The sequence below is a fragment of the Phytohabitans sp. LZ39 genome (assembly GCF_059359075.1).
The window spans coordinates 151424-169405 of the sequence record NZ_JCADBM010000011.1 but is presented as its reverse complement, the minus strand read 5'-3'; the positions used below and the strand labels follow the sequence as shown (position 1 = coordinate 169405).

17 protein-coding genes are annotated in these 17982 nt (G+C 73.4%); 4 read left to right on the top strand and 13 right to left on the bottom strand.

Translation table 11 applies throughout. The features are described from left to right. Positions 1-6: 6 nt before the first annotated feature. From AC5L36_RS22160 to AC5L36_RS22120, 9 genes are all read right to left on the bottom strand, one after another. Positions 7-915: an intradiol ring-cleavage dioxygenase gene (locus tag AC5L36_RS22160; protein WP_441218546.1), complete on the bottom strand. Its 909-nt coding sequence runs from the start codon at positions 913-915 to the stop codon at positions 7-9. 134 nt (positions 916-1049) lie between these two features. After that, positions 1050-2723: an RICIN domain-containing protein gene (locus AC5L36_RS22155; RefSeq protein WP_441218544.1), complete on the bottom strand. Its 1674-nt coding sequence runs from the start codon at positions 2721-2723 to the stop codon at positions 1050-1052. Positions 2724-2742: 19 nt separating this feature from the next. Then, the gene (locus AC5L36_RS22150) at positions 2743-3936 is read right to left on the bottom strand and encodes an ABC transporter permease (protein WP_441218542.1); all 1194 of its coding nucleotides are present in this window, start codon (positions 3934-3936) and stop codon (positions 2743-2745) included. A gap of 67 nt (positions 3937-4003) precedes the next feature. Beyond that, positions 4004-4672 carry an ABC transporter ATP-binding protein gene (locus AC5L36_RS22145; RefSeq protein WP_441218540.1) on the bottom strand — a complete coding sequence of 223 codons (669 nt, stop codon included), beginning with the start codon at positions 4670-4672 and terminating at the stop codon, positions 4004-4006. A gap of 43 nt (positions 4673-4715) precedes the next feature. Then, a complete protein-coding gene (locus AC5L36_RS22140; RefSeq protein WP_441218538.1) occupies positions 4716-5771 on the bottom strand; it encodes a peptidoglycan-binding protein in 1056 nt (351 codons plus the stop codon). Further along, positions 5768-6352 (bottom strand): hypothetical protein, encoded by a 585-nt coding sequence (locus AC5L36_RS22135; protein ID WP_441218536.1) that lies wholly within the window; start codon positions 6350-6352, stop codon positions 5768-5770. The genes AC5L36_RS22140 and AC5L36_RS22135 overlap by 4 nt, the downstream gene beginning before the upstream one ends. 25 nt (positions 6353-6377) lie before the next feature. Then, positions 6378-7592 carry a beta propeller repeat protein gene (locus AC5L36_RS22130; protein ID WP_441218534.1) on the bottom strand — a complete coding sequence of 405 codons (1215 nt, stop codon included), beginning with the start codon at positions 7590-7592 and terminating at the stop codon, positions 6378-6380. Then, on the bottom strand, positions 7589-8119 hold the full coding sequence (locus AC5L36_RS22125) for a SigE family RNA polymerase sigma factor (RefSeq protein WP_441218532.1): 531 nt from the start codon (positions 8117-8119) through the stop codon (positions 7589-7591). Before AC5L36_RS22125 ends, AC5L36_RS22130 begins: the two co-directional genes overlap by 4 nt. A gap of 121 nt (positions 8120-8240) precedes the next feature. Then, positions 8241-9977 (bottom strand): cellulose-binding domain-containing protein, encoded by a 1737-nt coding sequence (locus tag AC5L36_RS22120; protein ID WP_441218530.1) that lies wholly within the window; start codon positions 9975-9977, stop codon positions 8241-8243. Positions 9978-10414: 437 nt separating this feature from the next. On the opposite strand from AC5L36_RS22120, the gene AC5L36_RS22115 reads away from it, so the two are divergent. Further along, entirely contained in the window at positions 10415-11998 is a 1584-nt protein-coding gene (locus AC5L36_RS22115) for a DHA2 family efflux MFS transporter permease subunit (protein ID WP_441218528.1), read from the top strand. Positions 11999-12264: 266 nt separating this feature from the next. On the opposite strand, the gene AC5L36_RS22110 is transcribed toward AC5L36_RS22115, so the two are convergent. The 3 genes from AC5L36_RS22110 to AC5L36_RS22100 form a co-directional block, all read right to left on the bottom strand. After that, on the bottom strand, positions 12265-12792 hold the full coding sequence (locus AC5L36_RS22110) for a GrpB family protein (RefSeq protein ID WP_441218526.1): 528 nt from the start codon (positions 12790-12792) through the stop codon (positions 12265-12267). A 62-nt stretch (positions 12793-12854) separates the two neighbouring features. Then, a complete protein-coding gene (locus tag AC5L36_RS22105; RefSeq protein ID WP_441218524.1) occupies positions 12855-14063 on the bottom strand; it encodes a hypothetical protein in 1209 nt (402 codons plus the stop codon). Beyond that, positions 14060-14575 carry a SigE family RNA polymerase sigma factor gene (locus AC5L36_RS22100; protein ID WP_441218522.1) on the bottom strand — a complete coding sequence of 172 codons (516 nt, stop codon included), beginning with the start codon at positions 14573-14575 and terminating at the stop codon, positions 14060-14062. The genes AC5L36_RS22105 and AC5L36_RS22100 overlap by 4 nt, the downstream gene beginning before the upstream one ends. Before the next feature lie 169 nt (positions 14576-14744). Between AC5L36_RS22100 and AC5L36_RS22095 the strand changes: the two genes are divergently transcribed. Both AC5L36_RS22095 and AC5L36_RS22090 read left to right on the top strand, forming a co-directional pair. Next, complete coding sequence (locus AC5L36_RS22095; RefSeq protein ID WP_441218520.1) at positions 14745-15143, top strand: ATP-binding protein; 399 nt, start codon at positions 14745-14747, stop codon at positions 15141-15143. Then, positions 15143-15442: an STAS domain-containing protein gene (locus AC5L36_RS22090; RefSeq protein WP_441218518.1), complete on the top strand. Its 300-nt coding sequence runs from the start codon at positions 15143-15145 to the stop codon at positions 15440-15442. Before AC5L36_RS22095 ends, AC5L36_RS22090 begins: the two co-directional genes overlap by 1 nt. Positions 15443-15485: 43 nt before the next feature. Here AC5L36_RS22090 and AC5L36_RS22085 read toward each other — a convergent pair whose 3' ends face one another. After that, positions 15486-16421, bottom strand: coding sequence for a DUF2332 domain-containing protein (locus AC5L36_RS22085; protein ID WP_441218516.1), 936 nt, complete (start codon positions 16419-16421; stop codon positions 15486-15488). A gap of 317 nt (positions 16422-16738) precedes the next feature. Here AC5L36_RS22085 and AC5L36_RS22080 point away from each other — a divergent pair, with 317 nt between their 5' ends. Further along, positions 16739-17968, top strand: a complete 1230-nt coding sequence (locus tag AC5L36_RS22080; RefSeq protein ID WP_441218514.1) for a glycosyltransferase family 4 protein — start codon at positions 16739-16741, stop codon at positions 17966-17968. Positions 17969-17982 lie beyond the last annotated feature (14 nt).

The following is a 17982-nucleotide window of genomic DNA, read 5'->3' as shown; positions in this document are numbered from 1 at the left end:
GCAAGCTCAGCGGGACGGCCGACCGCCCCCGCCGCTCGGCGTCGTGGTCGTGTCGACACCGACGGTGAGGGAGACCGTGTATCCGCTGGTCACGTCGCCGGTCACGGTGCCGAGCTGGCTGGCGCCGCCGTCGTCGCCGAAGACGTTGTCGCTCTGGAGGGTGACGCGGGAGAGGTTCTGCACGGAGGACTCGTACCCGGACTGGGCGTACACCTGCTTGCTCGCGTCCTCCGGCAGCGCGACCTGCGACGTGGAGATCGCGTTGCCGGCGTCGGTGATGCCGCCCTGGTCGGGGTAGACCTCGAAGTGGACGTGCGGCCACCGCCCGGAGTAGCAGCCCGGGAAGACGCTGGTGAAGCGCACCCTCCCGGCGGCGTCCGCGATCTGCACGCCGCGCAGGTAGTTCTGGTCGGTGACGCCGTCGGAGTAGAGCGAGTAGCGGCCCTCGCGGTCGCAGTGCCACACGTACACGGCCACGCCGGCGAAGGGCTTGCCGCCGTTGGCCAGGTCTTGGATCACCAGCTCCAGCGTCATCGGAACGCCCTCGGCGGTGCCGCTCGAGTCGCCGAAGCCGGACCGGATGTCGGAGCGGACGATGCCGCTGTCGTCGAGCACGTTGGGGCCGTTGGAGCCGTCGCCCGGGTACGGCCCGGCGGTCTCGTCGGGGATCTCCCCGGTGGCGGCGGCGGCAGTGGCCGTCGTGGTGGACGCGGCGGCCGAGGTCGACGACGGCGTGGACGAGCCGCCGCCGTTGGCGCCGCAGGCGGCGAGCCCGAGGCCGGTGATGCCGAGCCCGAGCGCCTTCAGCATCCGCCGGCGGCCCATCAGGGTGCCGAGGTCGAAGCCGAGCCCCTGGTCGACGAGCTCCTCGTCGGGGCGGGGCAGCGGTCGTCCCTCGTACTGCTGGTGCGGCATGGCTCCTCCGATCACATCGTGGCGCCACCCGGCGCCGCACCAACATTCGGTGCGGCGCCCGTGAACCCGTTGTGGCCCGGCTGTGAGCCAGCTGTGGCTACCGCGGCGAGCGTGGCCCCGGTCACGAGTATGGCTCAGCAGCGGACCACCGAGGAGTTGTCGAGCGTCACGCCGGAGATGGTGAGGTTGTCGGCGCAGGGGTTCTCCACGATGCGGCTGTTGACGAGGGTGAAGTTGCGCAGCGTGATGTCGCGGTTGCCGGCGAACTCGGTGCGCTCGGCCAGCCGCACCTCGCCGCCGCCGCTGATCGTGCCGCCGTTAGCGGCGATGTTCACGTTGTAGCAGTTTTCGATCAGGATGGCGTTGTTGCCGGTGTTGGCGATGTCGACCCGGTCGATCGCGGCGCCGCCGCTCTCCGAGACGCAGAAGATGCCCCGGCCGCCGCCGCGCGCCCGCACCGTGCCGACCCGGATGTTGGTGCCGTAGGCCGAGCCGATCCGGCCGTTGCGGTTGGCCATCCGGAACGCGGCGTAGCCGGTGCCCGCGCCCGCGTTCTCCGCGTCCACAGTGGTCACCGTGGCGTTGACGGTCTCGTTGAGCAGCAGGCCGGACTCGCCGACGTCGCGGGCGGTCACGGTGCCGATCGTGATGCCGTCCACGCCGTACGTCTCCACGGCGTGCGAGCTGGCGCCCGAGACGAACACGTTGTCGATCCGCACGTTGCGGGTCCACTGTGACGTGTCGCCGCGGTTGTCGATGCGTACGCCCAGCCCGGCCGAGAGCCGCATGTCGATCTGGCCCAGGATCACGTTGGTCACGTTGCGCATGAAGATGCCGTACAGCGGGCTGCCGGTGACGTTGAGGTGCTGCACCTCGACCTGCGTGGTGCCGCGCGAGTAGATCGGCGCCTGGTCGCCCGAGCCGGACCCGGTCACGTTGACCGTGCCGCAGACGTCGATCGTCGTGTAGCTGGGCAGCGAGATGCGCGAGCCGGCGCTGATCGAGCCGGAGCCGCGGACGACGACGCGCTGCTTGGCGGTGCGGCCGGCGGTGAGGCTGTTGACCGCCGCCTGCACGGCCGCGCGCATGTCGGTGCCGGTGTAGACGGTGCTGCCGCCGTTGCGGGCGGTCCACGTACCGCCGCTCAGCACCGCCTCGGCGTTGAACGACCCGCTGCCGCACCCGGTGCCCCCGCCGCCGCTGCCGACGTTGACGAGCTGCCACTGCTGGTTGGCCCCGCCCAGGTCCTGGAACTGCGAGATCATCGCACCGTCCGCTGTGGACCACTCCCACACGTCGAGCGCCTTGCCGCTGTGGCGGTTGACGAACCGCACGTACCCGCCGGCCGAGTCGGCGAGCCCGAAGTGCTGGCGGGTGTTGCCGCTGACACTGGGCATCTGCACGAGCTGGACGCCGTCGTTGGCGTTGGGCACCTCGAGCACCTTGCCACTGTGGACGGACCGGATCTGGTACCAGCCGCCGCCCGCGTCGACGAAACGCCACTGCTGCACGGCGAGGTCGTTGCGGGTGAACTGGTTGACCGGCGCACCGTCCGCCGTGGACCAGCCCCACAGGTCCATCGCCTTGCCGCTGTTGCGGTTGACGAAGACGTAGTTGGCGTTGGTGTCGACGGTCGCCGCGTCCGCGGTGCGGGTCACGACGAGGCTGGCGGTGGCGGCGAGCGCCGCCGCGCCGAGGACGGCCAGTGACAGCCGCCAGTGCCGCTTGCTCACGATGTCCTCCTGGCTGTCGCGGGTGCTGTCCCGGTGGCAGGGAAAGCGCTTTCCGCCGGGATCGTAACGATTCAATCCAGGATCGTCAATGTGGTCAGGGCGTCGCCAGCGCCTCCGTGGGGGCGAGGCGGCTGGCGCGGACGGCCGGCACGAGGCCGGCCACCGCGCCGATCAGCAGGGTCGCGGCGAGGCCGCCGGCGGTGGCCCAGGCCGGCACCACGACCGGCCAGTGCTGGGTGTGCGCGTAGGCGGCCGTCGCCGCGATGCCCAGTACCGCGCCGCCGGCCCAGCCGAGCGCGGACAGCAGCAGCGACTCGGTGAGGAACTGGGTGCGGATGTGGCGGCGGGTGGCGCCGAGCGCGCGGCGCAGGCCGATCTCGCCGCGGCGTTCGAGCACCGAGATGACCATCGTGTTGGCGATGCCGATGCCGCCGACGACGAGCGCCACCGCGCCGAGGCCGAGCAGCAGCCCGTTGAGCGCGCGGTCGGTGGCCTGGCGGGCGGCGAGGGCGTCCGACGGGCGGGAGACGGCGACCTCGTCCGGCGACTCCGGGTTGGCGGTGCGGCCGAGCACCGCCTGGACGGCCCTGACCTGGGTGGGTGCGGCGCGGACGTACAGGCGGGTGGGATGGCCGTCGAAGGCCAGGAACCGCCGCGCCGCCTCCCACCCGACGAGCGCGGCGCTGTCCAGCTCGGCGGCGAGCGGCACCGGCGCGAGGATCCCGACGACCGCGAACCACTCGCCGCCCAACCACACGCGGGTGCCCACGCCGGGCAGGTCGAGGCGGCGGGCGGCGGTCGCGCCGAGGACGACCGCGGGGTACGCGGCGGTGGCCGGGTTGAGCCAGGTGCCGTGCCGGGTGGTGGCGCGGAGGGTGGCGAGCAGGTCCGGGCCGGCGGCGAGGACGGCGATGCTGCCGGTCTGGCCCCGCGGCACGCGGTCGTTGCGATACACCGCCTTGTCGACCGAGCCGGTCGCGCTGACCGACTCCACCGGGCCGATCCGCCCGACCATCGCGGTCGACCCGATCGGCAACGTGGCCGGCTGGCCGCCGCGGGTCTCGCCGGGCGCGACGGTCAGCAGGTTGGTGCCGAGGCGGTCGAGGGTGCGGTCGAGCTCGGCCCGGCTGGAGGTGGAGATGCCGACCACCGCGAGCATCGCCGCGATGCCGATCGCCACGCCGAGCGCGGAAAGGAAGACCCGCAGTGGCCGGGCGCGGAGGCCGGCCGCGCCGAGCCGCGCGACATCCGCGGGCCCGACCCGGGCCGGCCGGGGCGTGGCCGTCATGCGCGGACCACCGCGCTGAGTCGTGCGACGTCGGCGGGTCCGACTCGCGCCGGCCGGGGCGTGGCGGTCATGCGCGGACCACCGCGCCGTCGCGGAGGGCGATCTGGCGGGGGAGGCCGGCGGCGACCTCCCGGTCGTGGGTGATGACGAGCACCGTCGTGCCGCGGCCGTGCAGGTCGCGCAGCAGCTCCAGCACCGCGGCGCCGGAGGCCGTGTCGAGGTTGCCGGTCGGTTCGTCGGCCAGCAGCAGCGCCGGCTCGCCCACCACCGCGCGGGCGATCGCGGCCCGCTGCCGCTCCCCGCCGGAGAGCTGGTGCGGGCGGTGGCCGAGCCGATGCGCCAGGCCCACCCGGTCCAGGGCCTCGGCGGCGCGCCGGCGCCGCTGGCGAAGGGGTACGCCGGCGTAGAGCAGGCCGTCGGCCACGTTGTCCAGCACGGGGACGCCGGCCGCGAGGTGGAACTGCTGGAACACGAACCCGATCCGCCGCGCCCGCAGCCCGGACAGCGCCCGGTCGGAGAGGGCGGAGACGTCATGGCCGTCGACGCGCACCGTGCCGGACGACGGGCGGTCGAGCGTGCCGACGAGATGGAGCAATGTGGACTTGCCAGAACCGGACGGGCCGACCACCGCGGCCAGCTCTCCATAGTGGACGGAAAGGTGTACGTCACGGAGGGCGGTCACGCCGCCCGGGTACGTGCGGGTGACGCCCGCCAGCTCGACGACGGCGGCGGTCACTCGGACACCCCAACCGGCGCGTCCCAGGCGAGGCCGGCGGCGGTCACTCCGGCACCCCCACCCGCGCGCCTTCGGCGAGGCCGGCGCCGGTCACCTCGACCCGCCCGTCCGCGAAGAGCCCCACCTTCACCGCCACGACCCGGGTGCCGGCGGCGTCGGCCACCTCGACGCCGTACCCGCCTTCGGCGAGCGCCAGCAACGCGTCCACCGGCACGGTCAGCACGTCCTTCGCCCGCTCGGCCACGTAGCGCACCTCGACCGGGGCACCGGCCAGCGCGCCGAGTGCCTTCTGGTTGGCGACCGTGACGGTCACCTCCACGGCGGCGGCCGCGTCACCGGTGCCGCCTTCCGCGGGCGCGGCCGTGACCGCACCCACCGAGCCGACCACGCCCGCGACCGAGCCGCCGGTCGGCAGCGTGACGGTGACCGCGGCGCCGCGCGTGGCCCAGGCCGCCTCACCGGGCCCGGCCGAGACGGTCACCACCCGCGTCGTGCCGGTGACGGAGAGCACGTCCGCGGCCGCCGGTGCGCCCGGGCGGACAAGTCGCTCGGCGACCCGGATCGGGCCTGGCGCGTAGGTGACCCGCGCGCGCTCGACCGTGCCTGTCTCGGGGAGCGTCAGGTCCTTCTGCCACCGCTTGACGGCCGTGGCCGTGGCCGCGGAGAACTCCTCGTCCACCGTGAAACCCTCGTAGCCGAGCGCGGCGAGGTTGCGTTCGAACTGCCGCACGTCCGAGCCCTTCGCGCCCGGGGCGAGCGGGCGGTACATGGGCAGGAAGCCGTACAGCAGCACCACCGGCAGCTCGTCGGCCCGCAGCACCGCCTCGCCGCGCCGGACCGTGGCGCCCACCTCCGGCAGCCAGGTGACCGTGCCGGGCGCGGTGGAGGCGAGCGGCACCGCCTCGCCGTACCCGAGCTCGCCGGTGAGTGTCACGGACCGCACCAGCGTCTGGCGGGTGACCACCCCGGTGGCCGCGGGTCCGGTGCGGTCCGGCGCCGGCCCGGGGGAGCCGCGCCCGCCCAGGCCGAGCGTCGCGGCGCCGGCCACCCCGGCCAGCAGCAGCGCGCCGCAGCCCAGCGCGACAGAACGGGCGCTCATCCCTTGGGCAGGTCGTTCGGGTTGGGCGTGGTCGGCGGGCGGCCGTCCAGCACCGGGTCGCAGATCTGGAGCGCCGCCTGGTTGGCCGCCTGCTCCTGCGGGGTCAGTTCGCCGCCCAGCATGTCCGGGGGCCAGTTGCCGTCCGGGAGCGGGTCGGGCCACGCCGGCATGCCGTTGGCGCGCATGCACTTCGCGTACTCGCGGCGGTTGGCGAGCTGCTCCGGCGTCACCGGCTCCGGCTTCTCCTGTAGCTCGTCCGGCACCGGCACCCTGAACGCCTCGCACGCGTTCCACGCGGCCTGCACCTTCGGGTCGGTCTTCTTCCGGCCGCCCATCGCCGGCCCCACGTCGAGGTGGCCCTTGGCGTCCGGGTCGGGCACGTCGAAACCCTGCTCACGCAGGCATTTGGCGAGCTGGCGCTGGTTCTCCACGTACGCGGCGACCGCGTCGGTGCCCGGCGAGGCCGATGTGGACGCTCCGCCGGCGGTGGCCACCGGAGGGGTCTCGGCCTCGCCGCCGCAGGCGGTGGCGAGCATGAGGACCAGCGCGAGGGTCGCCCCCGCGCCGAGGGCACGGTTCATCGTCTCTCCCTTGTGGACGAAAGTGCTAGCGGGCCGACCAGGTCCAGCCGTCGGCGGACAGGTAGATCCGGTCGGTGGTGTAGCTGAACGTGTAGAGCGAGCCGTCGGCGGCCCGGTGGAACGGGTAGACGGTGGCCGGCAGGCCGGTGGGCTCGACGGTCTGGTACGCGCCGTCGCGGCCGGCCCAGAAGCGGCACCCGTCGCGGCCGTCCGGCAGCGTCACCGTCTCGCAGAGCACATGCGTGCCGTCCGCCGCGACGAACGAGCGGTCGCCCGCGTCGAGGCGCCCGGCCGGCACGGCGTCCACAGCGGACATTCGCGTCCAGCGGCCGTCCTCGGTCGTGTGGCGGTAGACGGCTCGGGCGGACGCGCCGGCCACGACCGCGTACGCCGTGGCACCGTCGGTCGCCAGGTACGGCGGCCGGCAGCCCTCGGACCGGCAGGCGGGCGCGTCCGCGAAGACCTGGACGGACCAGCTGTGCCCGGCGTCGGCGCTGACCGCGACCGCCGGTCGCCCGGTGGCGGGGTCGGTGCCGCGGACCCAGATCCGGTCGCCCGCGCCGGCCGGCACGAGGTCGGCGGGGTCGGCGACGAGCGCCGGCTGGACCCGCAGCGGGGCGAACCGCCCGCCCGCGGGATCCACCGACCACAGCGTGCACGACTCACCGGACGGCGCCCAGCAGACCGCGAGGCTCCCGCCGGGCACCGCGTCGACCGCCGCGCCTTCGCGGAGCCGGTGCCAGGTGCGGGCGCCGTCCGTGCTCGCGGTGAGCGTCTGTGCGCGGCCGGTGAACACGCTCGCGAGCAGCGTCTGCGGCCCCACGACCGCCAGCCGGGGTGCCTGGAGCGGCGCGCCCCGCCTGGTCCAGGTCCGGCCGCCGTCGCCGGAGCCGTACAGCTGGGAGATCGTCTTCGGGCAGGACGTGGACGGCGTGGCGCAGCCCATCCGCGCCAGGTAGAGGTGGGTGGCGTCGGCGGCACCGGCCCACTGGACCGGCGTCCCGCTGACCGCCGGAGGAGTCGGCGGGTCGCCGGCCGGCAGGTCCTGACCCGACCGGCCGGGCAGCAGCAGCCCGCCGCCCGCCAGCAGCACACCGGCCACGGCCGCCGCGCAGGCGGCCGCCAGGGCGGTACGCACCCGGTGGCGGCGGCGCCCGGTCTTGTACACGTCGCCGGCGGTCAGGTGGCTCGGCGGCGGCGCCCCGACCGCCTCTTCGAAGAGCTCCCGCAGCTCGGTCATGCGCTTCCCTCCGTGGCCCAGGCCGGTGCGGTGACGGCGACCGCGTCGCCCAGCGCCGTGCGCAGGGTGGCGAGGCCGCGGGCGGTCTGGCTCTTGACGGTGCCCTCCGAGCACCCGAGTGCGGCGGCCGTCTCGGCCACGTCCATCCCCTGGTAGAACCGGCAGATCAGGGTCACCCGCTGCCGCGGCGGCACCTGGCGCAGCGCCCGCGCGAAGACCACCCGCCGCGTGGCGGTCTCGGCGTCGTCGTCCGCGCCGGCCACGTCGGGCGGGTCGGCCATCGGGCGCTCCCGGCGGCGCCACAGGCGGCGGGTCTCCGACAGGTACGCCCGGACCAGACAGGTGCGCAGGAACGCGTCCACGGCCCGCGGGTCGCGGATCCGGTGCCACCCCGCGGCCAGCCGGATGAACGCGGCCTGCGTCAGGTCGTCGGCCCAGTGCCAGTCACCGCACATGAGGTACGCCGCGCGCCGCACGACCTCGTGCCGCGCGGCGAAGTACTCACTGAAGTGGCGCTCGCTTCGCATCCCGCTCCTCTCACCGGGTAGGTGCGCCCGGCGTACCGGATGGGTTGCATGGGGTTCCAAAGAAAACACGCGGAGGCCCGCGGCGGGAACCCACCGCGGGCCTCTTTTGAGCCGTTATGCGCTAGTTAGGCGCGTGGATCCCGTCCGCCGCGGTCCCGCTGTAGTCCTTGATGGAGCCGCGGACGTACAGCGCGGTGCCGCCGCCGCCGGCGAAGTACTGCCGGATCGAGCCGGCGAACGGAGTGGTGGCGGCGTTGCGGCCGTACACGTCGGTGTAGACCGTGGTCGGTCCGCTGTTCTGGACGGTGAAGGTGCCCGGCCGGAACTCCCGCAGCGTGCCCTTGAACGGCGAGCGCGGGTCGTCCCACGCCACCTGCTGCCCGGTCTGCTGGGTGATCCGCTTGACCACGTCGCAGTTGCTGCCGCCCGCGAGGTCCGTGTAGCACAGGTCCACGATCCGGCCGTTGCTGTTCGGCTTGGTCGGGTCGTAGTAGCGCGACGGGTTGACCACGTAGAACAGCGGCGCGATGCGGAAGCTCAGCCCGGAGCCCGTCACCGAGATGTCGGAGAACCAGAAGTCGTCCATGTCGGAGACCGTGAACGGCACCGGGTTGGGGAAGAGCGGGTCCTGGTGGGTGCGACCCTCCCGGATCGCCTGCACGCAGCCCGGTTCGGTGATCAGCCGGCCCAGCGACCGGGTGTCCGACGGCGAGTCCGCCGGCACCGCGGGCTTGACGTTGATGAACGGGCGCCCGAAGCCGGGGCACTCGCTCGGGCTGAAGCCACCGGCCCGGCCGAGCGGGATCATCGCGTTGTACCGGGCCTCGGTGACCTGGCCGCCGTTGCTCGCGGTGCAGCGCTGGTTGAGTAGCAGCTCGTGGACGTTGTTGCTGAACGCGTCCGGCGAGTGGGTGCCCTGGTGGAACTTGAGCAGGATGTCGCAGGTGGCGATCGTGGCACCCTGCGGCGGGAAGAGGCTGGTGCCGTTGTCGCCCTGGATCACGTTGGAGTTGTTCACGGCGAGCACCTTGTGCCCGACGTGGTCCTCGTGCCGGTGGCTCGACTCGGCCAGGTTGTCCAGCATCACCTCGCTGGTGTACCCGAAGGGCGGCCAGCTGGCGGTGCCGAACAGGTCGGAGGTGCGCGGGTCGTCGCCGTGCTCGTGGCCGAACGCGCAGCCGCTCGGGTCGCGCGCCGGGTGCCACGTCGGGTAGACCTTGCCGTCCGGCCCGTACGTCCAGTACCGCGCGTGGATCTCGCGGGAGCACTCGCCCGCCCGCGGCGTGTAGCCGGTGCCGTCGGCGGCCGTGACGATGTGGTACGCGCGGCTGTGCACCGCGCCGGCCGGCGGCAGGCCCTGACCCCAGGCGGGGTTGCCGGGCGGCGCCGTGGTGGGCGGCGGCGTCGTGGGGTCGCCGCCGGGTGGTGTGGTCACCGGCGCGCCGGTGCACGTGGTGCCGTTGAGCGCGAAGCTCGTCGGCGCCGGGTTGCCGCCGTTCCACGAGCCGTTGAACCCGAACGAAGCGGTCCCGTTGGTGCCGATGGCGCCGTTGTAGCTGGCGTTGCGCACCGTGACCTGGTCGCCGCTCTGCGACACGGTCGCGTTCCACGCCTGGGTGACCTGCTGGCCGCCGGCGTAGCTCCAGGTGAGCGTCCACGAGCTGAGCGGGTCGCCGAGGTTGGTGACGGTCACGCTGGCCGTGAACCCGCCCTGCCACTGCGATCCGACGGTGTACGCCACGCCGCAGCCGGGCGCTGCGGCGTGTGCGGTGAGAGCGGTGACCACGCCGCTCCCGGCGGCCACGACCGTGACGGCCGCGACCGTCCACAGCCTCGACCGATAACGATGGAAGTGCATTTTGTGGGGCCTCCTGACGAAGGACAGTGGGATGCGGAACCGCATGCCGGCGACATCCGCACAGGTCCTTCGAAACGCCGCGCGCTGGCACATCGTCGAGGCTTGCCCCGGGCCCCAACGCCGGCTCCAGAAGTATTGAAAAGTATCAATTAGCTTGGTCGTTCGCGCAACCCGCCGCCGGGCGGGGGGTGACGTTCGTGCGACCCATCGCCGGCGGCGGCGTGGCATTCGCGCGGGCGGCGGCGTGACGTTTCGCGCGGGTGGCGGCGTGACCCAGCGCACGCCCGTTTGGGTCCCGCGCGCACCGCCTGTATGTCAATGTGACCATATGCGCGCGCGGGGGAGTGGCGGATAACCGATTTCGGCCCCGACTCCGTGCCTTGTAGCCTGATGTGCTGCTCCGTCGACACCGCGGCGAGCTGGATCTGGAGAGTCGTGTGACACAACAAGCCGCAGCGTCATCCGACAAGCTTGACGCTACCGTCCTCAAGATCGCCGGGGTGGTCGTGCTCGGCGCGATCATGTCCATCCTCGACATCACCGTCGTGAGCGTCGCGCTGCCGACGTTCCAGAGCGAGTTCGACGCCACGTACGCCGAGGTCGCCTGGACGATGACCGGCTACACGCTGGCCCTCGCCACGGTGATCCCGCTCAGCGGCTGGGCGGCCGACCGGTTCGGCACCAAGCGGCTGTACATGCTTGCCGTGCTGCTCTTCACGCTCGGCTCGGTGCTGTGCGCGACCGCCGACACGATCGGGCAGCTGATCGCGTTCCGGGTGCTACAGGGCCTGGGCGGTGGCATGCTGATGCCGCTCGGCATGACGATCATGACGCGCGCCGCCGGCCCGCACCGGATCGGCCGGCTGATGGCGGTGCTCGGCATCCCGATGCTGCTCGGCCCGATCGGCGGCCCGATCCTCGGCGGCTGGCTGATCGACACCGCGAGCTGGCACTGGATCTTCCTGATCAACCTGCCGATCGGCGCGATCGCGCTCGTGTACGCGTTCTTCGCCCTGCCGAAGGACTCCGCCGAGCCTTCCGAGTCGTTCGACTTCGTGGGCATGCTGATGCTTTCGCCCGGTCTCGCCCTGTTCCTCTACGGCGTCTCGTCACTGCCGGAGACCGGCACGATCACCGCCACGAAGGTCTGGACCACCATGCTGGTCGGCGCGCTCCTGGTGATCGGCTTCGTCTTCTACTCGTTCAGGCCGCGCCACCCGCTGCTCGACCTCCGGCTCTTCCGCAACCGCAACCTGACGATCGCGACGGTCTCGCTGTTCGTGTTCATCGTCGCGTTCATGGGCGCCGGCCTGCTCTTTCCGAGCTACTTCCTCCAGGTGCGCGGCGAGTCCACGCTCAACGCCGGCCTGCTGATGGCGCCGCAGGGCATCGGCGCGATGCTCACGATGCCGGTCGCCGGCATGCTGGCCGACAAGATCCCGGTCGGCCGCACCGTGCCGTTCGCGATGGCGCTGATCGCCGCCGGCTTCTTCGCCTTCACCCAGGTCGGCACCGACACGTCCTACCTGCTGCTGTGCGGCTCGCTGTTCGTGATGGGCCTCGGCATGGGCGGCACGATGATGCCGATCATGACCTCCGCGCTGCGCACGCTGAGCCACCACGACACGGCGCGCGGCTCCACGCTGGTCAACATCCTCCAGCAGATCGGCAGCTCCGTCGGCGCCGCCACCATGTCGGTGATCCTCACCAGCCAGCTCAACGGCTCGACCCCGATCCCCGGCGCGACCGACCCGCGCACCGGCGAGCCGGTCACCGAGGCCGGCGCCGCGATCGCCCACCAGGCCGGGGCGCCGATGCCGCTCGACCCGGCCACGTTGCAGCGCGGCCTTGAGTTCGTGGCCGACTCGTTCTCCACGACCTTCTGGGTCGGCTTCGCGCTGGTGCTGCTGACGTTCGTCCCGATCGCGTTCCTGCCCCGCAAGCGCGAGACCCCGCGCCCGCTGGACGACACGATCGCCGCCGCCGACGGCCAGCCGGCGACACCCACGATGATCCACTAAGCACGGGCTACACCTCCGGACGGCCTTCCGCGCACCGCCGCGGAGGGCCGTCCCGCACATTTCCCCCGTCCGCGTCACCTGCGGACCGCCCGCTCCCGCGGGCCCCGCTCCGGCCGGCGGCTCGCGGCGCTCGCCGACATCCCCGGCCTCCACTGCCGGCTCCGCGCCGCAAGCCCGCCAGGCGGTGGGCGGTGTCGGGGACATTACGCCCGTTGCGGGCCGCGTGAGTGGGCAGTGTCGGGGACATCGCCCACCGTGGCGGCGGGCTAGTCGGCGCGACGGCGCGCGGACCAGGCGTCGGCCTCGGCCACCAGGCGCAGCATGACCTCCTCCTTGGCCTCGCCGTAGCGGCCGCGGCTGTCGGGGTGGAGGGCGGCGGCGGCGTGTTTGGCCGCCTCGTACCGGCGGGCGGCGTCCGGGTGCGCGGCCAGGTAGTCGCGGAAGGCCCGGTTTCGCGCCGGCCACGGCGAGCCTTCGCCGAAGACGTGCAGGTGGTGGCTGCGTACCCCGCCGGTGTCCTTGACCAGGAAGAGGTGGTCGGGGTCGTCGGGAAAGGCGTGCGGGCGGAAGGTGTATCCCAGCGGGACGAGCGCCGCCACGTCCACCGCCGCGGCGCCGGCGACCACGACCACGATGTCGACGACGGGCTTGGCGGCCAGGCCGGGGACGCTCGTCGAGCCGACGTGCTCGATGCTCAGCGTGCCGGGCAGCGCGGCCGCCAGCAGGCGCGCCTCCGCGGCGAAGAGCGCGGGCCACGCCGGGTCGTAGGCCACCACCACCACGACCGGGTCCATAGTGGACCACGTTACTGCCGGCCGAAGGCGGACACTCGCGGGCCGCGCGGCCGCGCGTCGGCTCAGAAGCTGAGCTCCCGCTGGACCTTCCGGGGGAGGCCGTCCGCGGAGATCAGCACCAAGCCGCCGATGGGTGGCACGCCGGTGTCCCGGTAGACCGCTCGCCGCTCGCCGGTGACCAGGTCGAGCGCTTCGAGGGAGTTGGTCCACTCGCCGTTCGGCCCGTAGCCGACCTCCTTGATCAGGATCTGGTCCGGGGTGCGCCAGGCGTGGAAGCGCATCACCGCGTCGGTGCACAGCGAGCCTCGCGTGCGGTCGTGCGGCGTCTCGGGGTGTGAGCAGATCCGCAGCGTGACCCGATGGGTGACGGCGCCGGTGGCGTCGGTCAGCGCGTACACGCCGAGCATCCCCTCGGGCCGCACCAGCGCGCCGGCGCCGCCGGGAAGGATGCTGACCGGCGCGGCCTTCTCCGGCAGCGGCAGGGTGCCGGTGCGGCGGCCGTTCAGGTCGAGGATGGCGGCGCCCACGGTGAGGCGGTCGTTCTCCAGCCGCCAGCCGATCGGGTCGCCCGGCGGGTAGAGCAGGTAGGTGGTCCGCGGCCGCCCGGCGCTCGACGGGCCGAGCTCCGGGTCCTCGACGTACGCGATCTCCGCCCGCAGGCCTGCGAACGCCGCCGCGTCGATCGGTGTGACCTTCCCGCTGCCGAAGTCGACGAGCGTCATCGCCGCGCCCGGCGTCGGTTTGTCGACCCAGTAGGCCGCGAGCCGCCCGTCGGGGGAGATCTGTGGCTGGTCGACCGACGGGGCCGGGGCGTCGTACCAGCGGATCTCGCCGGTCCGCGTCTCGTAGCGCCCGATCCGCGCCTGGTCCGTGTCCAGGTAGGGCGGCAGGACCGCGGCGTAGCGCCGGTCGGCGGAGGGCTCCGACACGTCTCCGACGGCGGCGGTCCGGTAGCGCCCGGTCCGCGGGTCGAGCACCTGCCACCCAGGGTCTTCGGACGCCGCCTTCGGGCGGGTCGCGACCTTCTTGGCGAAGATGACGTTGCGGCCGGTCGCCGCCTGCCCCGGTGCCACGTCCCCGCCCAGCCGGACGGCGACGGGCACCACGACGGCGGCCGCCACCGCCACCGCCGCCGCACCGACCAGCGCCGTCCGCCGCCGGCGCCGGCGCCGGCCCGCGGCCACCGCCCGCTCGGCCAGTCCATCGGGAACGGGGTGCGAGTCCGCCAGGTCGCTGAGGTCCTCGCGGACCAGCTCGGTCAGGCGCGTCATGTCAGGCTCTCCTCGGTCAGGTGCTTTTCGTCGAGCTCCGGCGCGATCTCCCGGAGCCGGGCCAGCGCGCGGTGCAGCTGGCTCCTGACCGTGCCGGGGGAGCAGCCGAGCAGGGCGGCGGTCTCCTCCACGGACAGGTCCTCCATCACCCGCGCGACGAGCACCGCCCGCTGCCGCGGACCCAGCCGCAGCAGCGCCGCCCGCAGCACGAGCCGGTGGTCGGTGGCCCGGAACTCGTCGCGCTGGTCGGCCCGCTCGCCCACGCTGTCGAGCGGCACCTCGGCGTGCCGGCCGCGCCGTTTCCAGACGGAGACCTGGGCGCGGTACATCGCGCGGCGCACGTACGCCTCCGGGTCGCCGCGCACGTGCCGCCACCGGGCGAACGTGCGGGCCAGCGCGCCCTGGAGCAGATCCTCGGCGGCGTGGTGGCCGCCGGTGAGCGCCATCGCGACGCGGAACAGCCGGGCACTGCTGCCCGCCACGAACTCGCTGAACGCCTCCGCTTCCCCCATGCCCGTCCCCGCTCTCCTTGGATATCCACCCGTGAAGACGCCCGAGGTACCCGCAGCTTTGCACGCCCGCCACGACTTTGTCGGCGGTGTCGCGTCCGGTCACGGAGCCCGTTTCCGCGCCGGCCCGCCTGGGTAGAACCGGCGGCGCGGACGTGAGGAGGTGAGTACCGTGAGCGAGCTGAACGCGACGTTGGATCTGCCGCTGGGCGTCATCGCGCCGGCCGGGGCCCGCAAGGCCGTGCGGCACATGCTCATCGCGTGGGAGCTGAGCGAGCCCGACTGGCTCGACGACGCCGAGCTCGTGGTCAGTGAGCTGGTGACCAACGCGGTCCGGCACGGCGGCGGTTGCATCGAGCTGAGCCTCCAGGCGCACGAGGGCCAGGTGCTCATCAAGGCCGCCGACGGCTCGTCGGTGATGCCCCGGGACCGTGGCCCGCACGCCGACGGCAGCGGCGGATACGGCCTGCGCGTGATCGAGTCGTGCGGCGAAGCCTGGGGTGTGGAGGACCTTCACGGCGGCAAGCAGGTGTGGGTACGCCTGCGCCCGTGCCCTCGGCAGGGTGACTGATGCTGACGATCACCGAAACCGCGCGAAACGGCACGGTCGCTCTCACCCTCGCCGGCGATCTCGACATGTCCACGTGCACCGACCTGCTCGCGGCCGTGGAGAAGGTCCGCGACGCCACCGCCGTCACCCTCGACTGCACCGACCTGCGCTTCTGCGACGCGACCGGCGTGTCAGCCCTGCTGGAGGCGCGGGCCAAGGCCCGGTCGGCCGGCATCGACCTGACGCTGGCCAACGTGCACGGCGTGGTCCGGCGCGTCCTGACGATCTGCGACGTCCTCCGGATCCTCACGCGCATCTGACCAGCCCTCGCACGAGCCGACGTACGCGGGACTCGACGGGGCTTCAGCCGAACCAGGCCATCGCCTGACCGTGCCCGCGCGTCCAGGCGAGCGGCTCGCCGTCCAGCGCGAGCACGTTGTGGTGGGCGCCGTCCGGCGGCTCCGGCAGGCCGGCGAAGGGCACGATGTCAGGCCCCTCGACCGACACCCAGTGGCCGGGCAGCCCGCGCACCAGCGCGACGAACTCGGCCCGCCGCGCCGCGGACAGGTGGTACAGCACCGACGAGTGGAAGACCACCAGCGTGGCGCCGGCCGGGGCGGCCGCAGCCAGCGCCGGCAGGTCGTCCACCAGGTCACCCGGGACCAGCAGGGGCGGGTCGGCCGCGGCCACGGCCGCCGCGGCCCGCAGCCGGGCGCGGCGGTGCGCGTGCTCCGGCCAGATCAAAGCGTCGAGCCACGCGATGTCCGCGGGATCACCCACGTCGAGCGGGTTCAGGTCCAATCCGGCCCGCCACACCACATCTGGTACCGACGAGGGGGCGGGTGCCCCCACCAACGAGCACTCCAGCACCGGCTCACCCGTGCCCAGCACCCGGTCGCCGTAGCGGTAGCCGTACCGGTCGGGGTAGAGGCACAGCCCCGCCGACGCGCCCACCTCCAGCAGGGCGAGGGGCCGCGGCAGGGCGGCGAGCACCGGCAGCAGCAGGGCGCAGCGGCCGGCCTCGTTCGTCTGAACGATGCGGGTGGCGGCCTCGGCCGCGATGGTGGGCCAGTGCGCGATGACGTGGGCGCGGAACGCGGCCGGATCCTCCACCGGCCCGCCCAGCAGCCGCACCACGCCGAAGAGCAGGTTGGGCTGCCGCTTGCCGGGCGGGAGCGAGGCGACCAGCGCCAAGAGCTCCTCGTCCTCGGCGACGGCCAGCGCCAGCCGCTCGTAGGCGGGGGAGACGCCGCGCGCCTCCCGGGTGGCGAAGTCGACGTAGCTTTCCTTGATCGTCACGCTCCCATGATGCCCGGCGGGGGTGTTGCCTCCGGGCGATCTACGGCGTTTAATGTCAACAACTTCCACCGGCGTCCATGCTGTGGCACGCGTGTCGTCGCCCGTGGTTTCTCGGTTGTTTCCGGCTCACCGGACCGTTCGGCGTCGGTCCGGCGTGCCCACCGCCCGACAGCACCACTGTGGACATCGGCGCGTGTCCGGAGGGGGTGGCGCGACGCCGCTCGATGGCCTAGCGTCCCACCCAGCGACACACGATCTTGCACCTCCACACCGTCGTCGGCGCGGCGGTTGCTCCGCCGATCCGTCGAGGGGGACCGATGACGACCAGCGAGCACGCCGCACCGAATGTGCAGCAGCTCGGCCGAGAAACCGCACATTCCATCCCGCGGCAGCGCACCGCCGCGCCCGCGCCCGACTGGCGGCCGCTGTCGATCGCGATGATCGGGCAGAAGGGGATGCCCGCCACGTACGGGGGTGTGGAGCGTCACGTCGAGGAGATCGGCAGCCGCCTCGCGGCGTACGGGCACTCGGTGACCGTCTTCTGCCGCGACAGTTACGGCGACCTCACCACGGATACGCACCGCGGTGTCCGGCTGCACCGGGTGCGCACGGTGGCGAGCAAGCACCTCGACGCGATCGTCCACAGTGCTGCGTCGACGGTGGCGGCGATGCGGCGAAAGCCGGACGTCGTGCACTACCACGGGCTCGGGCCGGGCCTGGTGGCGCCGCTGCCGCGCTACCTGTCCGGTGCGAAGGTCGTGCTCACCGTGCACGGCCTCGACCACACCCGCGCCAAGTGGGGGCGGGCGGCGCGCACGGTGCTCAACACGGCGTACTGGTTCAGCGGCCACGTGCCCGACGCCCGGATCGCCGTCTCCCGCGGGCTCGCCGCACACTACGACGCGGAGTTCGGCCGGCTGACCCGCTACCACCCCAACGGCGTCAACCGGGCCCAGCACGTGCCGCCCGACCAGATCACCGCCCGGTTCCGCCTCACGCCGGGGCGGTACGTGCTGCTGGTCGGCCGGCTGGTGCCGGAGAAGGCCGGCGATCTGCTCATCCGCGCGTTCCGCCGGATCCCCGGTGACGTCAAGCTCGCCGTGGTCGGTGGCTCTTCGTACACGGATGATTTCGTAACGTATCTGAAGGCGACCGCGGAGGGCGACCCACGGGTGGTCTTCACCGGCTTCGCCTACGGCGACCTGCTCGCCGAGCTCTACTCCCACGCGGCCGTCTTCGTGCAGCCGTCCCACGTGGAGGGCCTGCCGCTGACCCTGCTGGAGGCCGCCTCCTACGGGCTGCCGATGGTGGCCAGCGACATCTCCCCGCACGTGGAGGTGCTGGAGCGCGACGGGGCGGGCCACCGCCTGTTCCGCGACGGCGACGAAGACGACCTGGTGCGCGCGCTCACCGCCGCGCTGGCCGACCGGCGGCTCGAGCGGGCCGGCGCGGCGGGGCTGCACGAGCGGGTGATGTCCCATTACAGCTGGGACTCGGCCGCCCGCCAGCTCGAACGCCTCTACCTCGATCTGGCCACGAAGCGCTAAGGTCTAGCCGACCT